Annotated in this window: 20 protein-coding genes; 9 read left to right on the top strand and 11 right to left on the bottom strand. The window is 65.3% G+C overall.

The genetic code is table 11. From position 1 onward, the window contains the following. Nucleotides 1–10 precede the first annotated feature (10 nt). Nucleotides 11–787, bottom strand: coding sequence for a hypothetical protein (locus ACZYZ3_RS06635; RefSeq protein ID WP_463963036.1), 777 nt, complete (start codon nt 785–787; stop codon nt 11–13). Between the two features lies 1 nt (nt 788). After that, on the bottom strand, nt 789–2486 hold the full coding sequence (locus tag ACZYZ3_RS06640; protein WP_463963037.1) for a multicopper oxidase family protein: 1698 nt from the start codon (nt 2484–2486) through the stop codon (nt 789–791). 497 nt (nt 2487–2983) lie between these two features. On the opposite strand from ACZYZ3_RS06640, the gene ACZYZ3_RS06645 reads away from it, so the two are divergent. From ACZYZ3_RS06645 to ACZYZ3_RS06655, 3 genes are all read left to right on the top strand, one after another. Next, nucleotides 2984–4180, top strand: coding sequence for an NAD(P)/FAD-dependent oxidoreductase (locus ACZYZ3_RS06645; protein ID WP_463963038.1), 1197 nt, complete (start codon nt 2984–2986; stop codon nt 4178–4180). 148 nt (nt 4181–4328) lie between these two features. Further along, nucleotides 4329–4913, top strand: coding sequence for a histidine phosphatase family protein (locus ACZYZ3_RS06650; RefSeq protein ID WP_463963039.1), 585 nt, complete (start codon nt 4329–4331; stop codon nt 4911–4913). Nucleotides 4914–5459: 546 nt separating this feature from the next. Then, nucleotides 5460–6143 carry a hypothetical protein gene (locus ACZYZ3_RS06655; RefSeq protein WP_463963040.1) on the top strand — a complete coding sequence of 228 codons (684 nt, stop codon included), beginning with the start codon at nt 5460–5462 and terminating at the stop codon, nt 6141–6143. A gap of 215 nt (nt 6144–6358) precedes the next feature. On the opposite strand, the gene ACZYZ3_RS06660 is transcribed toward ACZYZ3_RS06655, so the two are convergent. After that, nucleotides 6359–6562: a VOC family protein gene (locus ACZYZ3_RS06660; protein ID WP_463963041.1), complete on the bottom strand. Its 204-nt coding sequence runs from the start codon at nt 6560–6562 to the stop codon at nt 6359–6361. A gap of 168 nt (nt 6563–6730) precedes the next feature. Here ACZYZ3_RS06660 and ACZYZ3_RS06665 point away from each other — a divergent pair, with 168 nt between their 5' ends. Beyond that, complete coding sequence (locus ACZYZ3_RS06665) at nt 6731–7624, top strand: alpha/beta fold hydrolase (RefSeq protein ID WP_463963042.1); 894 nt, start codon at nt 6731–6733, stop codon at nt 7622–7624. Nucleotides 7625–7660: 36 nt separating this feature from the next. Here the strand turns inward: ACZYZ3_RS06665 and ACZYZ3_RS06670 are convergent, their stop codons facing one another. Beyond that, nucleotides 7661–8839, bottom strand: a complete 1179-nt coding sequence (locus tag ACZYZ3_RS06670) for a glutamate--cysteine ligase (RefSeq protein WP_463963043.1) — start codon at nt 8837–8839, stop codon at nt 7661–7663. Nucleotides 8840–9060: 221 nt separating this feature from the next. Between ACZYZ3_RS06670 and ACZYZ3_RS06675 the strand changes: the two genes are divergently transcribed. After that, nucleotides 9061–9543 carry a sensor histidine kinase gene (locus ACZYZ3_RS06675; protein ID WP_463963044.1) on the top strand — a complete coding sequence of 161 codons (483 nt, stop codon included), beginning with the start codon at nt 9061–9063 and terminating at the stop codon, nt 9541–9543. A gap of 198 nt (nt 9544–9741) precedes the next feature. Beyond that, nucleotides 9742–10071, top strand: coding sequence for a hypothetical protein (locus ACZYZ3_RS06680; RefSeq protein WP_463963045.1), 330 nt, complete (start codon nt 9742–9744; stop codon nt 10069–10071). Nucleotides 10072–10126: 55 nt separating this feature from the next. Here the strand turns inward: ACZYZ3_RS06680 and ACZYZ3_RS06685 are convergent, their stop codons facing one another. Together ACZYZ3_RS06685 and ACZYZ3_RS06690 are read right to left on the bottom strand one after the other, a co-directional pair. After that, nucleotides 10127–11194 carry a metallophosphoesterase family protein gene (locus tag ACZYZ3_RS06685; RefSeq protein ID WP_463963046.1) on the bottom strand — a complete coding sequence of 356 codons (1068 nt, stop codon included), beginning with the start codon at nt 11192–11194 and terminating at the stop codon, nt 10127–10129. 45 nt (nt 11195–11239) lie between these two features. Then, nucleotides 11240–12097 (bottom strand): phosphatidylinositol-specific phospholipase C/glycerophosphodiester phosphodiesterase family protein, encoded by an 858-nt coding sequence (locus tag ACZYZ3_RS06690; RefSeq protein WP_463963047.1) that lies wholly within the window; start codon nt 12095–12097, stop codon nt 11240–11242. A 313-nt stretch (nt 12098–12410) separates the two neighbouring features. On the opposite strand from ACZYZ3_RS06690, the gene ACZYZ3_RS06695 reads away from it, so the two are divergent. Then, on the top strand, nt 12411–12659 hold the full coding sequence (locus ACZYZ3_RS06695; protein WP_463963048.1) for a hypothetical protein: 249 nt from the start codon (nt 12411–12413) through the stop codon (nt 12657–12659). A 39-nt stretch (nt 12660–12698) separates the two neighbouring features. Here the strand turns inward: ACZYZ3_RS06695 and ACZYZ3_RS06700 are convergent, their stop codons facing one another. Both ACZYZ3_RS06700 and ACZYZ3_RS06705 read right to left on the bottom strand, forming a co-directional pair. Next, nucleotides 12699–14702, bottom strand: a complete 2004-nt coding sequence (locus tag ACZYZ3_RS06700; RefSeq protein ID WP_463963049.1) for a vWA domain-containing protein — start codon at nt 14700–14702, stop codon at nt 12699–12701. A 45-nt stretch (nt 14703–14747) separates the two neighbouring features. Continuing rightward, nucleotides 14748–16136 (bottom strand): sigma 54-interacting transcriptional regulator, encoded by a 1389-nt coding sequence (locus ACZYZ3_RS06705; protein WP_463963050.1) that lies wholly within the window; start codon nt 16134–16136, stop codon nt 14748–14750. A 92-nt stretch (nt 16137–16228) separates the two neighbouring features. On the opposite strand from ACZYZ3_RS06705, the gene ACZYZ3_RS06710 reads away from it, so the two are divergent. Together ACZYZ3_RS06710 and ACZYZ3_RS06715 are read left to right on the top strand one after the other, a co-directional pair. Next, nucleotides 16229–16909, top strand: coding sequence for an MSMEG_4193 family putative phosphomutase (locus ACZYZ3_RS06710; RefSeq protein WP_463963051.1), 681 nt, complete (start codon nt 16229–16231; stop codon nt 16907–16909). A 46-nt stretch (nt 16910–16955) separates the two neighbouring features. Continuing rightward, the gene (locus ACZYZ3_RS06715; RefSeq protein ID WP_463963052.1) at nt 16956–17657 is read left to right on the top strand and encodes an SCO1664 family protein; all 702 of its coding nucleotides are present in this window, start codon (nt 16956–16958) and stop codon (nt 17655–17657) included. Between the two features lie 201 nt (nt 17658–17858). On the opposite strand, the gene ACZYZ3_RS06720 is transcribed toward ACZYZ3_RS06715, so the two are convergent. The 3 genes from ACZYZ3_RS06720 to ACZYZ3_RS06730 are packed head-to-tail and all read right to left on the bottom strand — an operon-like array spanning nt 17859 to nt 20705. Then, nucleotides 17859–18464 carry a bifunctional 4-hydroxy-2-oxoglutarate aldolase/2-dehydro-3-deoxy-phosphogluconate aldolase gene (locus ACZYZ3_RS06720; RefSeq protein WP_463963053.1) on the bottom strand — a complete coding sequence of 202 codons (606 nt, stop codon included), beginning with the start codon at nt 18462–18464 and terminating at the stop codon, nt 17859–17861. Beyond that, nucleotides 18454–19491 carry a sugar kinase gene (locus tag ACZYZ3_RS06725; protein WP_463963054.1) on the bottom strand — a complete coding sequence of 346 codons (1038 nt, stop codon included), beginning with the start codon at nt 19489–19491 and terminating at the stop codon, nt 18454–18456. Before ACZYZ3_RS06725 ends, ACZYZ3_RS06720 begins: the two co-directional genes overlap by 11 nt. A gap of 29 nt (nt 19492–19520) precedes the next feature. Beyond that, nucleotides 19521–20705, bottom strand: a complete 1185-nt coding sequence (locus tag ACZYZ3_RS06730; protein WP_463963055.1) for an ABC transporter ATP-binding protein — start codon at nt 20703–20705, stop codon at nt 19521–19523. Between the last annotated feature and the right edge of the window lie 3 nt (nt 20706–20708).

Raw genomic sequence — 20708 nt, forward strand, 5'->3', positions numbered from 1 at the left:
TCCGACCGGGTCAATGGCCGTGCACGGGTTCTTCGGCAGCGGCGGCCTCCGCCGGCTCCTTGGCCATGTCCACACCCGTTCCGGTTTCCGACCGAGGAGCCACTTTGACGTCGTCGGCGGCGTTCCCTGCGGCGCGGGCAATCCCGCGTCGGACAGCCTCGACCGTCTTGTCGCTGAGCAGCGGGCCGGTGTAGCCCAGTTCGAGTTCGCCATCGCCGGTCCGGGTGTCATAGTTGCCAAGCGCATCGGCGAGGATGCCTTCCAGTGCGATGGCCTCGGCCAGGGCCTCCGGGGTTGCCCTACTGACGGTGAACCGGAGGTCGTGCACCAGCACCTGGGCCACATGCACGTGGTCCAGCCCCTGAAAGGCCTGATCCTGGCCGAATGCAAGGTCCACCAGTTCACCCCCATCGGCGGTGGTGGCATCACCGGGCAAGGCAACGATAAGTTCCGGCACCGTGTGCTGCAGCACGCTGGCACCCAAAACGTCCGGCGAAATCTGCGACACGGCCAGGCCAAGGCTGCCCGCAGCCGAGGAGAGAGCTGCGCGGAGCTTGCCCAGGTCCGCGTCCGCAGCCGGGTGGATGGCCACCACAATGCGCCGGCGGACCATGAGACCGTCGTAACTCACCGGGGGCCGGCTGTTCCCCCGGTCGGAGCCCGCCCCCGACGACAGAACCGCAGCGGACTGCCCTGACGGAGGTGAGCCCGGCGGCGCGCCGGCAGTGCAGCCGGCCACCAGGGACGAGGCCAGCACGACCGAGACGACGACAGCGGTCGCTTGCATCTCACGTGCCCGCCGGGTAGCCCGGCTGGTATTTCGGGATGAAGTAGTTCGCCGGCAGAGTGTCCGGGACGGACGGGTCCGAGGTGATCGGATCATTGTTCCGGAGGTCACCGACGGAGAACTGCACCATCATGTCGTGGTCCTCGTGCACCAGGTTGTGGCAGTGCACCATATAGCGTCCGCCCGTGTGGGCTCCGGTGTCGAACTGGGTAAGCAAGGTAATGGACTCGTTCTCCCCGGCATAGAAGACGTCCTTGGGCCCTTTCTCCCATGCGAACGGTTGCCCGCCGTTGGTGTTGCGGCCAATGATCTTCGCGTCGACCAGATGGATGTGCACCGGGTGGAACCAGCCGCCGGAACCGTTGGTGATGGTCCACTCTTCAACGTCAAAAGGCTCTGGATTACCGAGCAGTTTCGTGAATCCTGAATTTTCCACGTCGGCCCAGGTGACGCCGCTGATGACCCACTCGCCGTTCTGGCGTTCCACTCTCAGGTCCCGCTTGGCGACCACCAGGTCCGGTGTCAGGCTCATGGCGGGCAACCCGCCACGGGCCGCGTTCGGCGAGCCGCCGTCGTCGAGCGTCTTGGGAATCGAAGAGATTGTCCCTTTCCCTGAGCCGGAGCTGCGCACAACCTCGAACTGCATGATCTTGTCCGTATTGGCGAAGTCTTCATTGTTCTTATTGCTCAAATTTCGCAACTGGATCTTCTGCCCGGGCTTGTACTTCCGGAAGTCGATGAGGATCTCATAGCGTTCGGCAGTGCCCTGCCGCCAGGACTTAACTGCCTGGACCTTCGGAACCATGCCGCCGTCGGTGCCCACGATGTAGACCGGCTCTCCCGTGGAGAGCGTGGGGCGGTAGGAGCGCGTGATTGAGGCCACAAGGACCCGAAAACGGTAGATGCGCGGCTTCACCTTCATGGTTGGCCACGGCACGCCGTTGACCATGATGATGTCGCCCCACAGGCCGTCGTGGTCGTTGTCGTTGTAGCCGAACGAACCGTCGGCATTGAAGAGGGCATCGGAGATCATCAGCGGCACGTCGAACTCCCCCTGCGGCAGCTGGTCACGCTCGAATTCATCGGACAGGGAGTAAAAGCCGGCCAGCCCGGAGTACACGTTCTGGGCCGTCACGTGGTGCTTGTGGTCGTGATACCAGAGCGTCCGCCCGGTTTGCGAGTTGGGGTAGTGGTAGTTCTTGACGAATCCAGGCGGGGTCGTGTCGTTGGCGTACCCGTCGTACTGCGGGAGCGACGCCGCGCCGTGGAGGTGGGTGACGGTATGGAAGGCCATCGGATGCAGCAGGCCCAGCGCCGGAAAGTCATTGCGGATCCGCACCTCCGCCCGGGTCCCCTGGGTAGCCCGGATAGTGGGGCCGGGGAACATGCCGTTGTACCCGGCAAGAGTGGTGGTGAGGCCCGGCAAGAACTGGGCTTGTCCGAGCTTCTGCGTCAGCGCGTACTTGGCATACGGGCGGCTGCGGTCGCCGCCGTCGAAACCGGTTTCGAAAGGCTCCAGCACCGGCGGCCGCCGGAAGACACCGGCATACGGAACCGGCGTGTTTTGAGGCGCGAGCCGGCTCGTCGTGATGGGTGGTGTGGTGGGTGGAGGAACGGTGAGTGGGGCCCCTTTCATCCCCACGAGGCTGAATGCCCCTAGCGTTCCGCCCAGCTTGAGAACTTCCCTGCGAGTTGTCATAACCTCTCCTCAGTGGTGAGCGATGCATGCCGTTGCGGATCACCGCATCGGCACCCAATGGCGGAGATCAAGCCGTCCTGCGGCGTGCCAGCCGCTTCCTCACCTTTCTACTTCAGGTCATGGCCTGCTCAATCCTCCTCAGATAGTGCCTCGCGCAACTTGTGAAAAGGCTGGATCGGGCACGCACGGCCAAGTCCTGCACGGGATGGGCGTGCGTTGGGTCCGACGCCGTCGCCGACGGCGGGACCTCCCGCTGTGGGGCAGGAAGCTGCGAAGCGTGAAGTCGAGCAGATACCCATAGTGGTATACAGAAATACCCCTAGGGGTATAGAGTGATTATCACCACGGTGTTTAACAGCATGAAGGCACCGCGGTCCGGTCGCGCAGGCAAAGAGGCAGCCAGAACCGGCTCCGCGGATCTTCCCGGCCCGATCCATCCCCAACATGTCCGGCGTCCGCGCTGATGCGACGCTCGATCCCAGAGAGGCGTCATATTTATGACTATGCACCACGAGATCCTGATCATCGGCGGCGGCAACGCGGGGCTGAGTGTTGCAGCCCGGCTCCGAAATGCAGGGCGGACCGATGTCGGCGTAATCGAGCCGAGCGAGCAGCACTATTATCAGCCGCTGTGGACCCTGGTCGGAGGAGGCGTCGCTCGCCAGGAGGAAACGGTCCGTCCCCAGGCATCCGTCATGCCCCAGGGGGTTGCCTGGATCAAGGACTCCGCGGCGGACATTGACCCTGAGCACCGCAGTGTCGCCCTCGCGTCCGGCGGTTCCGTCACGTATGACTATCTGGTGGTCTGTCCCGGCATCCAGCTGGACTGGGACAAGATCCCGGGCATGGCCGAAGCCATGGAATCCCCGGCGGCGTCCAGCAATTACCGGTACGACCTGGCACCAAAGACCTGGGACATGATCAGGAGCCTGAAGTCCGGGACGGCCGTTTTCACCCAGCCCTCGGGCCCGATCAAGTGTGCCGGGGCCCCGCAGAAAATCGCCTACCTGGCAGCCGACTACTGGCGCAAGCAGGGGGTGCTGGACGACATCCGGGTGGTCATGGTTCTGCCGACGCCGGGGATGTTCGGGGTCAAGGTGTTCGCCGATGAGCTTGAGCGGGTGGTGGAAAAATACGGCATCGAAGTCCGCTTCAACAGCGAAATGACTCAGGTGGACCCGGCGGCCGGCGTGGCAGTGATTAGGGACAACGCAGCGGGCTCCGAGGAATCACTGCATTACGACCTGCTCCATGTTGTGCCGCCGCAGTCCGCCCCGGACTGGCTCAAGCGCACACCGCTGGCGGATCCGGCCAACCCCGCGGGCTACGTCGACGTCGACAAGCACACCATGCGGCACAAGCGCTACCCGGAAATCTTTGCCCTGGGCGACGCCGGATCCACGCCGAACTCGAAGACCGGAGCGGCGATCCGCAAGCAGGCCCCGGTGCTGGTGGAGAACCTGCTGGCCGCCCTCGACGGCGAAACCCCGTCGGCCCAGTACGGAGGCTACGCCTCCTGCCCGCTGACCACGGCGCGGGGAAAGATGCTGCTGGCTGAGTTTGACTACACCCTCCAGCCCGCCCCCAGCATCCCCTTCATCGACACCACCAAGGAACGCAGCGACATGTGGCTGCTCAAGCGCTACGGGTTGCCGTTCATGTACTGGAACCTGATCCTCAAGGGCCGCGTCTGAGGTCTGTGGCGCATCGGCCCTGGCGTAGGGCCTGTCGGTGAACGGACGACGGCGGGACCTCCCGCCGTCGTCCGTTTGCGTCGAGATGAGTACCCGGGTGGGGCCGCCTAGCAACGCCGGCAACGGAATCCAGTGGAGAATGGAACGCATGACCCTTACGACGTTCGCCCTTGTCCGCCATGGCCAGACGGACTGGAACGCCCAGCGCCGGCTGCAGGGGTCCACCGACATTCCGCTGAACGACGTCGGCCGCGCCCAGGCGCGCGACGCCGTCGCCGTCCTGTCCGGCTACGAGTGGGATGCGATTGTGTCGTCGCCGCTGAGCCGTGCCGCGGAAACCGCAGACCTCATGGCGGCGGGACTGGGACTGGGCCCCGCCCGCCGCGTCCCGGAACTCACCGAACGCAGATTCGGCCCCGCCGAGGGCCTGCAGGACGGCCCCGAACTGGACGCGCTGCGCATCCCGGACGGGTTCCGTGGCGCAGAAAGCCAGGACGGGGCGGCCCGCCGCGGGCTGGCCGCGCTGGAAGCCCTCGCCGAGGAGTTCCGCGGCCGCCACGTCCTGGTGGTCGCCCACGGGTCCCTGCTCCGCGTGAGCCTCAGCCGAGCGATCGGCCGCACCCTGCACAGCATCGACAACGCCGTCCTCAACCTGGCCCACCACCATACCGTCGACGGCTGGCAGCTCGAATACTTCAACGGCGAGCGGATTGCCGCCAGCATTCCGGGCTGAGCCGCAGCCAGGGTCCTGAAAATGCCGACGACCTAGTCTGACGACCGGTGCAGGACAAAGATACCTCCGAATGCGGGCCGGTCCGACCGCTGCCGGTCACTGTCGGTGTATTCGCTCAGCACAACGTAGATTCGCGCGGACAGAGGATCAGCAACTTTCCGGCGAAGAAGCACTCATTCCATAGGCCGTGGCCGCCCGCTCCGACCAGCGTCCCTCCGGCAGATAGAAGAGTGCAGCCGCGCGCCGGAACGGTTCTCCCCGCAGGACCTCACGTCACGCCATGCGGTAATGACGGCGTGCAGACGGCTTGTGACATTCCGTGCAGGCGACTTCGGAGATGACACTCTTTCGAAGAACTTGCTCGAGTTATCTTTGGGGCTGTTAGTTCGGAATAGCGGTTTCACAAGCCGGTTTGGCGGTCTAGCTGGTTCCGTGCGGGCACCGGCATATATCGGTATACGCTGTCCAAGTTGAATCGATGGGGGCACGATCAGCGGGTCCCTGCAACGAGGCAGTGAGAACGTGTGCTGCCGGAAAGGCTCCACCTTGAGCACTCCGCAGGATCCGCACCAGCCAGGACAGCCCGACGCCGGGCAACAGCCCTCACCGCACCTGCCGGAAGCGCCGCAGCAACAGCCAGTGCTGCCCTCCGAGCCGCAGTACGCCGGATTTCAGCCTTCCCCGCAAGGGCAGTACCAGGGGCAGTATCAGGCCCAGGGGCAGAACCCTGCCGCCGCCTACTATGCAGCTCCGGGATACAACTCGGGCCCTTCCGGCCTCCCCGGTCAGCCGCCTCCCGTCAAAAGCCGAAAAAAACTCTGGATCATCTTGGGGAGCGTAGGCGGAGTACTGCTCCTGGTCATTATCGGTGTGATCTTCCTGGTCAACCTTGTGGGCGGCGCCACGAGCCAGGCCACGGGCCGGGCGGACGCGTTCAACAAGCTCCTCATTTCCGGCGACACCGACGAGGCCTATGGCTATCTGGACCCCGCACTTCACGTCAAGATGCCGAAGCAATCATTTGTCAGTGGCATCGCGGGCCTCAGGCTGAACGACACCTGCAAGCCGACCTACAACGACGTCAAGGTCAGCTCGAACAACGGCGCTAACTCTGCCGACGTTGCAGGTCTCATCAAATGCGACGCCGACAAGCGGGTTTCATTTTCCTACCGTTTCGGAGGCACGGACGAACCCAAGCTGGTGAGCTTCAAACTGGAGCCCCAGGGATAGCTTGAGAACAACGCCGCTTCCTCGCCTCTCCGAGGCGGCCGCACACCCCACCAATGGCAGGAGTCGGTGCGCCTTCGCGCAGAGACTCCTGCCATTGCGTTGCTGCCCAGCGTTGCGCTGGCGGACTCCCGGGGGGCAGACCCGTTCTACCTATGTGAAGGGCTGGTCGATGAGACGGACAATGGCTCGGGTGTCCCCGTGAGGACGGGACACCGTTATCGTCCGGAGGTTGCACTGACCGCGACGATGCCTCCTTGAGGGTCACTGATCACGGCGCTTCGAAATCCCGGAGTGTCCGCGGGCGCCATGACGATGCCGCCACCTAGAGCGGCAGCATGCTCGGCGGTGGCGGTGGCGTCGGCGTCGCGTACGGCGAAGTTGACGCTCCAATGCGCCGGGACTTCGACGCGCACTGTCATCGAAGTAATCCCCTTCCGACCTGGCGGCCGGAACATCGTTGCCCACGCCGGCACAATCGGGCAAGGGCCAGCCCCTTTGCGAGGGGCTGGCGTTTGTTTTTTACAGCTGTTGTTCAACCACCCCCAGGCGCCGCCATCTTCCGGAACCGTCCGGGTGAGAATTGGTGCATGAGCTTTTCCTCCTTCGGCCGCATCGAGACCCCCGTCCTAGACATCGGATACGAGTCCGCGGGTGATCCGGGCGGAACCCCGGTCATCCTCCTGCACGGGTTCCCGTACGACGTCCGGGCCTTCGACGACGTCGCTCCGATCCTCGCCGGCCAGGGCGCCTTCGTGCTCGCGCCGTACCTTCGCGGCTTCGGCCCGACCCGCTTCCTCGACCACACGACAATCCGCTCGGGACAGCAGGCCGCCCTCGGGCAGGATCTCCTCGACTTCATGGACGCCCTCAATATCGACCAGGCAGTCGTTGCCGGCTACGACTGGGGCGGCCGGGCGGCGTGCATCGTGGCGGCGCTGGACCCCGGACGCGTCACCGGCCTCGTCACCGTCGGCGGCTACAACATGCACAACCTCGCACGGTCCGGCGAGCCCGCCCTCCCGGACTGGGAGCGAAGCTACTGGTATCAGTACTATTTCCACTCGGAACGGGGCCGCCGCGGGCTGGAACGAAACCGGGACGAACTGTGCGAGCTGCTCTGGCGCACCTGGTCGCCCGCCTGGGGTGGCGCACGCCAGGCGTTTCCCGCCAGCGCCCCGAGCCTGCACAACCCCGACTTCGTCGACGTCGTCATCCACTCCTACCGCCACCGTTACGGACTGGCCGACGGCGATCCCCGGTACCAGCGGTTCGAGGACCTGATCGCCCTCGAGCCGCGCATCACCGTCCCGACGGTCGTGCTCGAAAGCGGGGACGACGGCGTCGGCGGCCCCGCAGCGGCGGCCGGCAGAGACTACTTCACGGGCCCCTACCACCAAAGGGTCCTTCCGGGTATTGGACACAACGTTCCGCAGGAGGATCCGGCGGCGTTCGCACAAGCCGTGGTGAGTCTGTTCGACTAAGCGCTCCGCCGCCGGAGGTGTCGCCTCGCGTCAGGGTTAGCCGGCGACGGCGGCCAAATCGGAGCTTTCCGCATCCCTGTCCAGGAACGGTTCGCAGAGGGGGAAGGGATCGACGGGTTGCCGGTGGGTAAGGCCCGTCGCGTGGGCGACGACGTCGGCGAGTCTTCCGCGGCGGGCGAAGGCTTGCCGCTGCTGGTTGGCACCCGTTCCCTGAGAGAGGATCCTTTGCAGTGACTCCGCGACGCAGGCGGCATCCCCGGCCTCGTCCAGGGCGTCGCGGACATGGCCATAGAGCGCGGCGAAGACATCTCGCGCGGTGGCCGGCCGGTGCAGTACCGGGTGAAGGAGCTCCCCGTCCATACCCCAGCGGCTGGCGCGCCAGGCTCCCTGACGCAGGATTGCGGCGGGAACCGTGTCCGGTTGCTCTCCGGCCGCCCACTCCCGGGCGGCGGTCTCCACGAGGGCCCGGACCAATGCGGCAATCAGGGTGGCGTCGCGGGCGTCAAGACAAACATCTGCCACCCGGATCTCGACGGTCGGGTGGCGGCTGGACAGGCGCGCGTCAAAATCCGGGCTGGTGACCACCCCGGTGTCCGACAGCTTTTCCACCAGAGAATGGTAGGCCTGCGCCGAGCCGAAGACATCTGCTGGCCCGGCGGAGGACCACCGGTTCCATGCCTGGGTTCGGAAACTGGAGTACCCGCTGTCAGTGCCATTCCAGTACGGGGAATTTGCGCTCAGCGCGATGAGCGGCGGCAGCCAGGACCTGATCCGGTCCAGGACCGCGACGCCTTCCTCATCGGAGCCCACGGAAACATGGACATGATATCCGCAGGTCAGTTGCTCGCGGGCTGTCAGCGCGTGCTTTTCCATCAACGCGTCATAACGGTCGTTCCTGGTGGCATGCGGTGTGGCCGCCAGCGGCGACGTGGCGAGGGCAGCGATCCTCCCGCCCGCGTTCCGGGCCAGTGAGTCGGCATAGGCCCGACCCGCCCGTATCTCGGCCGCGAGTCCGCTCAGGCTGTCATGCGGGTGAGTGATAACTTCCAGCTGTTCCTGCTGCAGCTCGGCAGCCAGCATCTGGAGGGGTGACGGGTGGTTCACCACCTCCTGCCCGGGATCGTGCAGGCGCAGCATCTCTCCTGCCAGGGGCAGGGGATACCCGCTGACGGGATCCACGATCAAAAATTCTTCCTCAACACCAAAAGTACGCACATGCTAAGTGTGACCGACATAAGGGACAGGGACGACCACGAGTCAGTATCCGCACGCGGGACGACGCTTGCCACGATGGATCGGAAGCAAGCACAGGCAGCCATGGCGTTCCTGTCCTTCAACAGACGCCTCCTGGCACCGGCACAATCCGGAAGGAATCCAGGCGCGCTAACCCGGCGCGGCACCAGAAAACTCCAACCACGCAAGCGCACAGTAAGAGCATGAAATCACTACTAAGCGATGAAGTCGTCGCCGTACGTGGCGTCCTTACCGATACGCACCCGGTCGACCTCCATGTTCTTGGAGTCGCCGGCGCAATTGACCGCTTGACGCGGCCCCTCCGCGAACGCGGAACCCTGGTGCACCTGGAAGCACCGCACCACGGGATGGAAGTAGACCGGCAATCCGCAACTCTTCTGTACCGGGCGGCGCAGGAACTCCTGAGTAATGCCTACAAATTCGCTCAGGCATCAGCCGTCACGGTCCGGCTGGGCTGCGTCACCCAAGGCGTGAGCCACGGCGTTCAGCTCAAAGTGACCGACGACGGCGGAGGTTTCGATGTGCCGGCAGCCATGATTGGCCGGCACTCCGGCATGGGACTGCGCCTCATGCGAATGGCCGTAGGCCTTGCTGGCGGAGAGATGACCATTGATTCGTCCGCCGCCGCAGGAACCTGTGTGACGGTAACACTGCCACTGGATTAGTATCGGCCGGGCTGGCGCACGCACTACCCTGCCCCGGGGGTGACGCCCACAGCCCGGGACGGCCACTCGCCTCTTCAGGCTTCAAGAGCTCACCCGCAGCGACAACGCCCGCCCCGTGTAGGCGCTCCAGTGCGACTACACGGATCGGCAGGCGTAACCTGATACCAGAGCGTCTCTTCCAGCGCCGGGAAGGTCATCATGGACTCTGAAACCGCCGATGTCATCGATCATGATGTCACCACCATCACCTGCATATGCGGCAACACCGTCAGCCAGGACGGGTTGATTCAGGCCAACTCACAAGGCGTCCCCGTCTACATCGGAGACAAGATTCCTGTTCCCGCCGGGCTGGCGGAATGGCCAGCGGATGAGGATCTCTACACCCTGTGTCCCTCATGCGGCCGCGTGTACCGTGACTCGGTCATCGAAGAGACAGGGACCGCGCCCGTTGCTTTCCGGGTCGACGTCAGCGCTGGCCCATTTGCTGAGGCCATCCGAGTCCACTGGAAACTCAGCGCCCAGGAATGAACCTGGAAGCGGACGACGGCGGGACCTCCCGCCGTCGTCCGCTTCCGTCTGGTGCCTACTGGCTGAAGGGGACCCTTTCCCAGGTCAGAACGTCCGCGCCAGCGGCGCTGTTGCCGGCGACGGTGAACCTGGCGTAGTTGGTGGCGTTGGCGGATCCGTCCACGGTGATGCGCTGCAGGTCATCGGCGGCGGGCTGGCCGTAGATGTCCAGCCAGGGTGAGCCCTCCGCGAGCGGCTGGTTCTCGGCGAAGACGTGGCTGTCGCCGTTGATGAGGTAAACCGGGGCGTCGAAGCTGTTGGTTTCGTCGATGATGAGCTGCACGATTTCGCGGAAACCGGACATGGTGTCCGGGTTGGCGGCTGCGGCGTCGAGCAGGGACGGGTCGAACATGTCGGCCTGGGTCATCAGGACAACGGCACGGTCGTTGCGGCGTTCGGCGTCCGCGAAGGTGTCGCGGACCTGGGCCAGGACGGCGTCCGTCCGATGCTCAACTTCGGCCAACTGCTCGGGCGTGGCTGTGGTTTCGCCCAGGCCGGTCCACGGCTGCAGCGAGTTGTTGCTGCCCTGGATATTCAGCACGGAAAACGCCACCCGGTTCTGGGTGAAGCGGACGTTTTCCGGCAGCCCGAGGTCCGCCTGGGTCTTGACCGGCATGGTGGCGCCCAGGGTCTTGCCGGGCTTGTCGAAGAAGACATCCCGTAGCTTGTCGAGCCGTTCCAGCGGGTTGTAGGCGCCGTTGTTCGTGCGGTGGCAGTCCACCCATTCGTTGTCGCCCGGGGTGAAGACCAGAGGGTGCTCGAAAGTGTCGAACTGCGTGCGGATGTTCTCGAAGTACTCGTCCGAGCAGACCGAGGAGCCGTTCTTGATGTCGCCCACGTGGGCGACGAACTTCAGCGCGCTATCGGCGTTGATGTCCAGGATGCGGGCGGGGAACTTCGCGATTTCGGCCTCGCCGTAGGGGATGTCGCCGATCACGCCGAACGTGAACGCCTGAGTGTCGGCGGTGGTGTTGGCGGCGGTGGCGGCGGTGCCGGCGGTGCCGGCGGTGGCGGCCTGGGCCGCAATGAGGCCCAACGCCAAAACGGCTGCCGCCGTCGTCGTTTTGATGGTCTTTGTAGGCATAACGGTGTTCCTCTTCATTGCGGGGTTGGGCAAGAGGCGTGCGGCTTAGGCCGCGCGGACGGCCAGGAACTGCTGCAGCGCGGCGAGGTCGTCGGTGTTGATGTGGTCCACACCGGCGTCGAAGAGTTCGTTCCAGATGGCGTCGCGTGCGGTGCCGGGCATGTCCGGGGTGGCCCAGAAGCGGACGCGGTAGCCATTGGCGTGCGCCTCGGCCACGTAGGCGTGAAGCTTGGCGCGCTCGGCCTCGGGCATGGGGCCCACGCCCTGCCAGGTGAAGAGCTTGGTCCAGTTGTCGCTGACCAGCGGCATCAGGTCGGCAGGCTTTCCGGAAGTGAGGTCTGCGGAGCGGCCATCGTAGAAGCTGAAGCGCGTCTCCTGTGCCTCCATGGTGGCCAGCGGGCGGTTTCCGCTGATGACCGCGGTGACCGGGCCGGTCTTGGTGGTGCCATGGCTGTAGCGGCTCATGATGTTGCGGTGCTCGGCCAGTTCCTGCTCGATTGCGGCGTAGGTGGGGTCGCCGTCGCTCTTAATGTCGATCAGAAGCTGCAGGCTGCCATCCCACTTCGGGAAGACGTTGTGGCCCTGGCCGCGGACCAGGTCCTGGAGCGGATCAAGGTAGAGGCTCTCGAGCGTAATGCCGGGCTGGACATCCTCCAGGTCGTGGGCAACCATCAGCTCGCCGCCCACCAGCCACACGTCCACTTCCACGCTGGTGAAGCCATGCTCCAGCGCATCGAAGAGGGGACGGTCATGCTCATAGTCGTTGTGCGCATGCGCCTGGGCGAGCGGCTGGCCGACGACGACGGGAGCCGGCTTGCTTGCCTCTGCCTGGGCAGGGGCTGCTACTGCCCCGGCCAGGGAGGCAAGGACTGCGACGGCGGCAAGGGTGCTTTTCACGAACACGGGTACTCCTTTAATACAGGGGATTCTCCGTCCGGCACCGGGGGACGTGCCGGGCAAGAGGGTGCGTGAAAAGACTGCTGGTCGCGGGAAAACGCTGGAGGGCGTGTTGGTGGCTGGTGGGTGAACTGGGAAGGATCATTGGCGTGGTGGGCGAGGGAGGCCCTTTTGTGAGGGGCTGAACTGTCGGTTTTCCCGCTACCGCTGCATTCGAGGCCGTGGTACGTTCAGCGTGATCAGGATGTCCCGACGCGGCCCCTGTCCAGCCCGGCTCCTGGCATAACCCCAGAAAGCAGAGGCAACTATGCCAACATTAGTGATTTTCCATGAAGTCGACGACGTTGATCACTGGCTCAGCTCACCAAAAAGGAAAGAAGTATTCGGACCTCTCGGCATCACGGTGCGGACGTTCATCGACCCGGCAAAAAGCCACCGTGTAGGCCTGATCGTTCAAGTCCCCGACATGGAAACGTTCCAGCGGATTATGGAGTCCGAGGCGGCAGCCGAAGCGATGAAATTCGACGGTGTCCGTCCGGAAACAATGCTGATGCTCGTTGAGCCCTAGGCGTCGCCGGGCGTGGCCCTGACAAGCGGTCGGCACCGCCTACTGGGCCCAGTCGGCGTCGTCGTAGGGGCGGCCGTGGAAGTGCGCCCGGAGGTACTCCCCCACCACGGCGGCTCCCAGGTCCCAAGCCTCGGGCGCCACGACGCGGCCGTCGATCCGGCGGGCCATCCGCTGCACGAACCGCGCCAGGCCCGGGTCATCGCCCAGCCGGAAGAACGTGGCCTGCGCGCCGGCCCGCCCGAGGCGGTCCAGTTCGGCGACCGTCACGCGGATGGTCTCCGGGTCCGGTGGCCAGGAGAACCAGGGTTCGCCGTCGGGCAGCAGGTGCGCGGTGGGTTCGCCGTCGGTCACCACCAGCAGGACGGGCTGCATCGACGGGTGCTGGCGGAAGAACCGGCCGGCCAGTAGCAAGCCGTGGTGCAGGTTGGTGCCCTGCTGCCGCAGGGCGGGCAGGGCCGTGAGCTCGCCAATGTCCATGGACTGCGCGTAGCGGCCGAACGTGATCAGCTGCAGCCGGTCGCCGCGGAACCGGGTGGAGACGAGGTGGTGCACGGCGAGCGCGGTGCGCTTCATGGGCACCCAGCGCCCCTCGGCGGCCATCGAGTAGGACACGTCCACGAGCAGGGCGACGGCGGCCTGCGTGCGCGCCTCCGTCTCCGTCACCTCGATGTCGTCCACGGCCAGGCGCAGCCCGCGGCGCGGATCACCGCCGTCGGCAATCGTGCGGCGGATCGCGTTGGTGATGGTGCGGGTGACGTCCCACGGTTCGGCGTCCCCGAACTCCCACGGGCGGCTGGAGCCGGTCTGCTCCCCGGCCGCCCCGGCCACCCGGGTGTCCCGGCGCCCCTGCCGGCCGGAGAGTTGCCTGGCGGTGTCCCGCAGCAAGGACCTGCCGAGCCGCCGCATGGCCTGCGGTGAGAGCCCGAGATCGCCGTCGGCGCCGCGCCGGAGGTAGCCGCCGTCCTGCATGGCCCGCTCGATTTCGGCAAGGGTGCGGGCCGTCACGGCGGCGTCCTGTCCGAGCTGGCGGGCGAGGGCGTCCAGGTCCAGGTCATCCAGGTGCGAGCCGTCGTAGGACTGGGAGAGCTGCTCGGCGAGTTCGTCCAGTTCGGCGAGATCCTGCAGGACGCCGGTGCCGTCGCCGAGCCCGAGCCCTTCCTCCCCCTCGAAGCGTTCGGAGCCGTCCCAGTCCTCGCCGGGGCGCAGGGCGCGGAGGGTGGCGTCCATTTGGCTCAGCTGTGCCATGAGTTCGGGTGAGCCGAACGCCTGGGCGGAGAGCCGCATCAGCTCCTCGCGCTGCTCTGCGGACATGGATTGCAGGAGCCGCTGGGCGGCGGCCGCGCGCTGGGCGAGCGTGTCCACCAGCTCCTCGACTGATTGCGGGTTCTCCGGGAAGAACTGACCGTGCGTGGCCATGAACTCCTGGAAGTCCGCGTCCGTGTCCTCGCCGCGCCGGTGTTTGTCGAGGAGCTCGTTGAGGTCCTGCAGCATCTCGGCCACGGCCGCGCGGTCCTCGTCCGTGGCGCTCTCGAGGGCCTGTTTCATGCCGGCGAACCGCTGGTCCAGGACTTCGCGGCCCAGCAGGTCCTTGATCTGTTCGTAGGCTTCGCGGGCGGTGCTGGACTGCCAGTCGTAGGAGGCGAGTTCGTTGACCGCCGCCGCCGTGGATTTGGGCAGGTTCTGCAGCTGCATGTCCCGGAAGGCGCGGTCGGTGTCGTCCATCCGGACGTCGCGGACGAGCTGTTTGCGCTCCTCCAGCACCGCCGTGTCCAACAGCTTCTGGACCTCCTTGAGGGTGCCGTCCAGCCGGTGGCGGCCCAGCAGGTCACTGCGCCGCTGCTGGACGCGGCCGGCGAGGTCGTCCAGCCCTTCCCGGCTGCGGCCGCCGCGCCGCAGGAACTCCTGGAGGGCGTGCCGGGGCGAGTAGCCGGCCATAACGTCCTCGGCGACGGCGTCCAGCGCCTCGGCCAGGTCCACCGGCGGGGCGAGCGGATCCGGTCCTCCCGCGTACCGGCCGTACCTGGACCGGTTGTGAGCGCTCATGGGCCCTCCTGTGCTCTGCTTTGGACTGCCTGGCCTTAGGACTGCCTAGCCGTAGATGGTCGCCTCGTCGTCGGAGTCCTTGGAAATCCGCCGGGCGAGGTAGAGACCCTCCAGTGCAAGTTCGACGGCGGCGGCGCGCTGCCCGTCGTTTTCCGCACCCAGGCGCTCACTGATTTCGTCGTAGAGGTGCGATCCGTTGAGCGACGGGAGGTTCTCGAGGAACTCCCGCGCCGTGACCAGTTCCCCGGTAGTCACCGTGGTGTGCCCGTCGAGCGCCGCCACCAGGGCGCCCATGTCGATGCCGTGGAAGTGCGCCCGGACGGCTTCCGCGGTGGCCATGCGCAGCAGGTGGTCCAGGATGTCCTGTTCCCGCCCTTCCTCCCCCGATTCGAACTCGATCTTCCCGGCGAGAACTTCCACGGCGGCGTCCAGATCGATGATCCGGGCGACGGCCTCGTTCTCTCCGCGCACACTGGCCCGGCGCAGGGCCGCGGCGGCGACGGTTTCGGCACCGGCGATGGCGAACCGCGCGGACACTCCGGAGGTCTGGTTGATCGCCGGGGACTGCCGCAGCGCGCGGGTGTAGCGGGCCAGGATCTCCAGGATGACGGGCGGGACGCCGGCCACCAGGTGCCCCTCCTGCCGGATGACGGCGACTTCGTCGTCGAGCTCGATCGGGTAGTGGGTGCGGATCTCGGCGCCGAAGCGGTCCCGCAGGGGTGTGATGATCCGGCCGCGGTTCGTGTAGTCCTCGGGGTTGGCGGACGCGACGACGAGGACGTCCAGCGGCAGCCGCAGCACGTAGCCGCGGATCTGGATGTCGCGTTCCTCCATCACGTTGAGCATCGAGACCTGGATCCGTTCGGCGAGGTCGGGGAGTTCGTTGATGGCGATGATGCCTCGGTTGGAGCGCGGGACCAGGCCGTAGTGGATGGTTTCCGGGTCGCCCAGGCGGCGGCCCTCGGCCACGCGCATCGGGTCGACGTCGCCGATCAGGTCGGCGACGGAAGTGTCCGGCGTCGCGAGCTTCTCGACGTAGCGTTCCGAACGGTGCCGCCACGCCACCCGCAGCCGGTCCCCCTCGGTGAGGACCCGGGCGCGGGAGTGCTCCGTGATCGGCTCATACGGGTGTTCGTTCAGTTCCGAGTCCTCGATCACCGGCGACCACTCGTCCAGCAGCCCGGCCAGGGTACGCAGGAGCCGTGTCTTGCCCTGACCGCGTTCGCCGAGCAGCACGACGTCGTGCCCGGCGAGCAGGGCCCGCTCCAGCTGGGGCAGCACGGTCCGGCTGAACCCGAACATCCCGGGCCACGGGTCGCGGCCGGCGGCGAGCGCGGAGAGCAGGTTGTCGCGGATTTCGCGGCGCAGGTCCTTGTGCACGTGGCCGGAGGCACGCAGTTCACCAACAGTGAAGACATCGGGGCGATCACTCACCCCTTCACCGTAGACCTCTACCCGGCGGGGAATCGAGGAATTTCTTCAGATTCCTGCGCATTGGCCCGCCGTGCGGAATACGCTGGATGCTGATGACTGCAGCAATCCCGCCGGCGTCGCCGGCACCATTGGGGCCCCCGTCCAGAGAGCAAGGCACGCTCCTTCTTCTGGTGCGCCACGGGGAGACGCCGACGACGGGCACGGTGCTGCCGGGGCGGGCGCCTGGACTGCATCTGTCCGAGCGGGGCCGGGTCCAGGCCGAGCGGGTTTCTGAGCGACTCTCTGGCCTGCCGGTGGATGCCCTCTATTCTTCGCCGCTGGAGCGCGCCTGCGAGACGGCGGAGCCCACGGCGGCCCAGACGGGGCTGGAGGTGAAACACGACGACGGCCTGCTTGAATGCGACTTCGGCGACTGGACCGGCGCCGTGATTGCCGAGCTGGCGGCCCTGCCGGAGTGGCAGACCGTGCAGCACAGCCCGTCCGCGTTCCGCTTCCCTAACGGCGAGAGGTTTCCGCAGATGCAGGAGCGGATCGTCGGATCGCTGGAGGCACTGCGCACAGCCCACGCCGGGGGCGTCGTTGTGTGCTTCTCCCACGCCGATCCCATCAAGGCCGCCGTCGCCCACGCCCTGGGCACGCCTTTGGACCTGTTCCAGCGGATCGTGATCAGCCCGGGTTCGGTGTCGGCCATCTCGTTTGTGGAGGGCCAGGACCCCGCCGTGCTCATGGTGAATTCGACGTCGGAACCGCTGAGCGGGCTGAGGGCACCGTGAATTTTGTACCGCGCAAGTTAGAACAGCCCGTGAAACGGAATAGACGGTGTCCGAGCGGGAACTGACGCTGCTCGCCGAGGGCCGCGTCGAGTTGCTTGGCCGCATCCTGCGCAGCAGCAACGAGACGTTCCTGGTCCGGGTCTCCTGCGGGGACGATTCCGCGGACGCGGTTTACAAGCCGGAGGCCGGGGAACGGCCGCTGTCCGATTTCGAGCCCGGGCTCCACCGGCGGGAACGCGCCGCTTACCTGCTCAGCGAGTCCCTGGAGTGGGGACTCGTGCCGCCGACAGTCATCCGCGAGGACGCGCCCCTGGGGATCGGTTCGCTGCAGTGGTTCATCGAGTGCGACTTCCGTGAGCATTACTTCACTCTGTACGAGGACGCCCCCGAGACCCACGGCGAGCTGGCCCGCATGGCCCTGTTCGATTACGTCGCCAACAACACCGACAGAAAAAGCGGGCACGTGCTGCGCGGTGCTGACGGACGGGTGTGGGGCATCGACCACGGGCTGTGCTTCTCGGCAGCGTTTAAGCTGCGCACCGTGATCTGGGACTTCGCCGGCAACCCCATCCCCGATGCTCTGCTCGAGGACATCGCTCCACTCGCAGAGGCCGTGCCACCCGAGGTGGCCGAGATGCTCGACGACGACGAGGTCGCTGCGCTGCAGCAGCGTGTGCAGCGCCTGCTGAACGCAGCGGTGCTGCCGGTCGACCGCACCGGCATGCGGTACCCGTGGCCGCTGGTGTAGGCGCAAATTGCGTCCACGTTTCGCTAGCCTCGGGCGCCGTTGCCTTAATGAGTCGACCAGCCGCCGGAGGCGACAATGGCGCCGTTGAGCTGGCTATCAACATCACCACGGAGGACATCGAGCAGCTCTCCGACAACGTCGATACGGTTCACTCAATCTCTGAGGACCCTGGTGCAGGCCTGCCACAGACTCAGCGCCGGGTTAGCGCCTTGAAGCGATAATTTCAGCGACCATGTCTAACTGCCGCTCGTCGGCCAAGGCTGAGCCGACAGCAACGGTTGCCGCTCCAGCGTCAAGGAAGGCCGTGGCGTTCGACGCGTCGACGCCGCCCGTGGCCACGAACGAGACACCGGGAAAGGGGCCCAGCATCGCCTTGAACCATGCGGGTCCGAGGACGGATGCCGGAAATGCCTTCACTACGGAGCAGCCCAGTCGCACAGCTGCCTGGATTTCACTAGCCGTGGCTACACCGGGCAGGTGGGGCAGCCCTGCTTCCCTGCATAGTTTGACGATCTCCTCGTCGAGTCCGGGTGCCACGGTAAAGGCAACGTCGAACTGCACACATTTAAGGACCTGCTCAGACGAAATAATGGTCCCCGCTCCGACCATCTTGACCCGCTCCGCGCCGGCTTTGACGACGGCGGCAAGAGAGGGGATCGCGTCTGGGGATTGAATCGGCACTTCCACCAGATCGATTCCCAAATCCCAGGCCCTTGTGGCTAGAGCGACCGATCGATGGGGATCCATGTTCCGGAGGATAGCCATTACCGGCTGCCGATGGATGATGTCGGTGACTTCAGTCGTCATGGGAAATTCCTTTGAGTAGGAGCAGATGCAGGTTGTTGAGATGGGAAGGACCCAGCCGGATGTTCGCCCAACCTTCACCTTCCACGGCGCTGACTGCAAGGATGTCCTCGGCAGCAGGCATCGAGGGCAAATCACTTACGTGCTGCAGGGTAAGCCCAGCCATGAGATGCCCGAGACGAAGCGATCGCGGAATATCAAATTTGCGCACGAGCCCTGAAAGGAACCCGGCGGCGAAAGCGTCGCCTGCCCCGACAGGTTCGACCACGTCGGTTTTCAGCGCAGGCTGGAATGTTGCGAGACCTTCAGCGAAATGCGTCGCACCGATAGCTGCATCCTTAACTACGAGGTGAGCAGCGTCGGGAAGAATTTCGCGAACGTCTTCGGCCCGTGGCGTGCCCCATAGAGTCTGGGCTTCATCTCGTCCCACAACGACTATGTCGGCACCGCGGGCCAGCTCCAGCAGTCGGGGGGCAGCGTCGGCTTGCGACCAGAGGGCGGGCCGGTAATTGACGTCAAAACTGACCAGCCCGTCCCCCGGATTACGGTCGATGACCAACCTCTGCATAAGGGCATTCGCGCTGGCCGAAAGGGCCGCCGTTATACCGGAAACGTGGCAGAGCGTACGGCTTTCCAGGCGCAGGTGGGGTAGGTCCGCGGGGCCTAGGGCGGACGCAGCAGATCCGGACCGGTAATAGTAGACGTGGCTGTCGTTGTCGTCCCGATCTTTGAAGTAGATGCCCGTGGGGCGTGTCCGGTCTACCGCGACGTTCTCGAGAGAAACACCGCGCGCCCGCAGGAACTCGCAGATTATCCTCCCGAAAGGGTCGTTCCCGACTTTGCTGAACCATTCGACGTCGTGCCCCAGGTGGGCCAGCCCGGCGGCTAAGTTGCTTTCGGCTCCTCCGACATGAATGCCAACGTGCCTGTTCTGCTCCAGGGAGCCTTCGTCGGGGGTGAGTAAAACCATCGTTTCCCCAATGCACAGCAGCGCCGGCACTTTGGTCGCCGCCGTTCTTTCTCTGATCATGCGAAATTTCCCACGCCCGTCCTCGTCGACTAACTCGATGCCATCTGCGCGCGTTCGAGGAGTATTCCACTGTCCGCGGAGTACCAAAGAACGTCCTCCGGATCGAACGAGATGCTGACCCGCTCACCGTGGGCAAGTACTACATCGCCGACGAGCTTTGCGTAGAACAGGTCCTTTGACGCTTTTGCTCCGACCTCGGCTGCGTGCGGTTCAGCACCGAATTTGAAGCCCACTACCGTTTCCGCGCCGAGATGTTCCACAGTCAGGACGCGTGCGGGGTAGTCTGGCAGGCCGTCGATCCTGCGGGACGTGTGAATGCGGACCTTTTCGGCACGAATCCCGAGTTGCACTGCCCCGGCGTCAGAAATTTCGGGGGATGCAAACGGCAAGGCGTTACCGAACATGTCCGCGTTGCCGTCCGTGAAAGTTACTGGAACGAGGTTCATTGGCGGTGAACCGATGAACTTCGCGACAAAGGTATTGGCCGGCTTGTTGTAGATTTCTTTGGGCGTCCCGTATTGCTGAACGACGCCGTCGTTCAGCACGATGATCCGGGTCCCCATGGTCATTGCTTCGACCTGGTCATGAGTGACGTACACAAAGGTCTTTTGGACCCTGTCATGCAGCGCGGATATTTCCGCCCTCATCTGCGTCCGCAATTTGGCGTCGAGATTACTCAGGGGCTCGTCCAAGAGGTACAGCGCGGGTTCGCGGATCAGGGAGCGGGCTACGGCGACACGCTGGCGCTGTCCGCCGGAGAGGGCCTTGGGGCGCCGGTCCAGGTAGTCCGTCAGCTCCAGCATCTCGGCGACCTCATCGACTTTCCTTGCGATGTCGGCGCGCCTCATTAGCGAACGGCGTGCCAGACCGCCCACGAGCGGGACATGGTGCCACCATTTGAAATTGTCCATCACCAGCGGGAAGGCAACGTTGGCGCGGACGCTCATGTGCGGGTACAGGGCATAGGACTGGAAGACGAAGGCGATGTTCCGCTTCTTTGGCTCCAAATCGTTCACGACAACCCCGTCGAAACGCAGCTCGCCGGAGGAGATGTCCGTCAGCCCTGCGATCATCCGAAGCATGGTCGATTTACCGCAGCCCGAGGGCCCCAGGAGGACCAGGAACTCTTTGTCCGGAACCGTTGCATCGAATCCCTTGATGACGGTGTTGCCGGCGAAGTTTTTGCTGACTTGATCAAATTCAATCGTTGGCATGGA

The sequence above is a fragment of the Pseudarthrobacter linnaei genome (assembly GCF_055412825.1).

What these genes read in the sequence shown, in the direction of transcription:
- ACZYZ3_RS06635 (WP_463963036.1), bottom strand. Translation starts at nt 787, where the DNA reads ATGCAAGCGACCGCTGTCGTCGTCTCGGTCGTGCTGGCCTCGTCCCTG.
- ACZYZ3_RS06640 (WP_463963037.1), bottom strand. Translation starts at nt 2,486, where the DNA reads ATGACAACTCGCAGGGAAGTTCTCAAGCTGGGCGGAACGCTAGGGGCA.
- ACZYZ3_RS06645 (WP_463963038.1), top strand. Translation starts at nt 2,984, where the DNA reads ATGACTATGCACCACGAGATCCTGATCATCGGCGGCGGCAACGCGGGG.
- ACZYZ3_RS06650 (WP_463963039.1), top strand. Translation starts at nt 4,329, where the DNA reads ATGACCCTTACGACGTTCGCCCTTGTCCGCCATGGCCAGACGGACTGG.
- ACZYZ3_RS06660 (WP_463963041.1), bottom strand. Translation starts at nt 6,562, where the DNA reads ATGACAGTGCGCGTCGAAGTCCCGGCGCATTGGAGCGTCAACTTCGCC.
- ACZYZ3_RS06665 (WP_463963042.1), top strand. Translation starts at nt 6,731, where the DNA reads ATGAGCTTTTCCTCCTTCGGCCGCATCGAGACCCCCGTCCTAGACATC.
- ACZYZ3_RS06675 (WP_463963044.1), top strand. Translation starts at nt 9,061, where the DNA reads ATGAAATCACTACTAAGCGATGAAGTCGTCGCCGTACGTGGCGTCCTT.
- ACZYZ3_RS06680 (WP_463963045.1), top strand. Translation starts at nt 9,742, where the DNA reads ATGGACTCTGAAACCGCCGATGTCATCGATCATGATGTCACCACCATC.
- ACZYZ3_RS06685 (WP_463963046.1), bottom strand. Translation starts at nt 11,194, where the DNA reads ATGCCTACAAAGACCATCAAAACGACGACGGCGGCAGCCGTTTTGGCG.
- ACZYZ3_RS06700 (WP_463963049.1), bottom strand. Translation starts at nt 14,702, where the DNA reads ATGAGCGCTCACAACCGGTCCAGGTACGGCCGGTACGCGGGAGGACCG.
- ACZYZ3_RS06710 (WP_463963051.1), top strand. Translation starts at nt 16,229, where the DNA reads ATGACTGCAGCAATCCCGCCGGCGTCGCCGGCACCATTGGGGCCCCCG.
- ACZYZ3_RS06720 (WP_463963053.1), bottom strand. Translation starts at nt 18,464, where the DNA reads ATGACGACTGAAGTCACCGACATCATCCATCGGCAGCCGGTAATGGCT.
- ACZYZ3_RS06725 (WP_463963054.1), bottom strand. Translation starts at nt 19,491, where the DNA reads ATGATCAGAGAAAGAACGGCGGCGACCAAAGTGCCGGCGCTGCTGTGC.
- ACZYZ3_RS06730 (WP_463963055.1), bottom strand. Translation starts at nt 20,705, where the DNA reads ATGCCAACGATTGAATTTGATCAAGTCAGCAAAAACTTCGCCGGCAAC.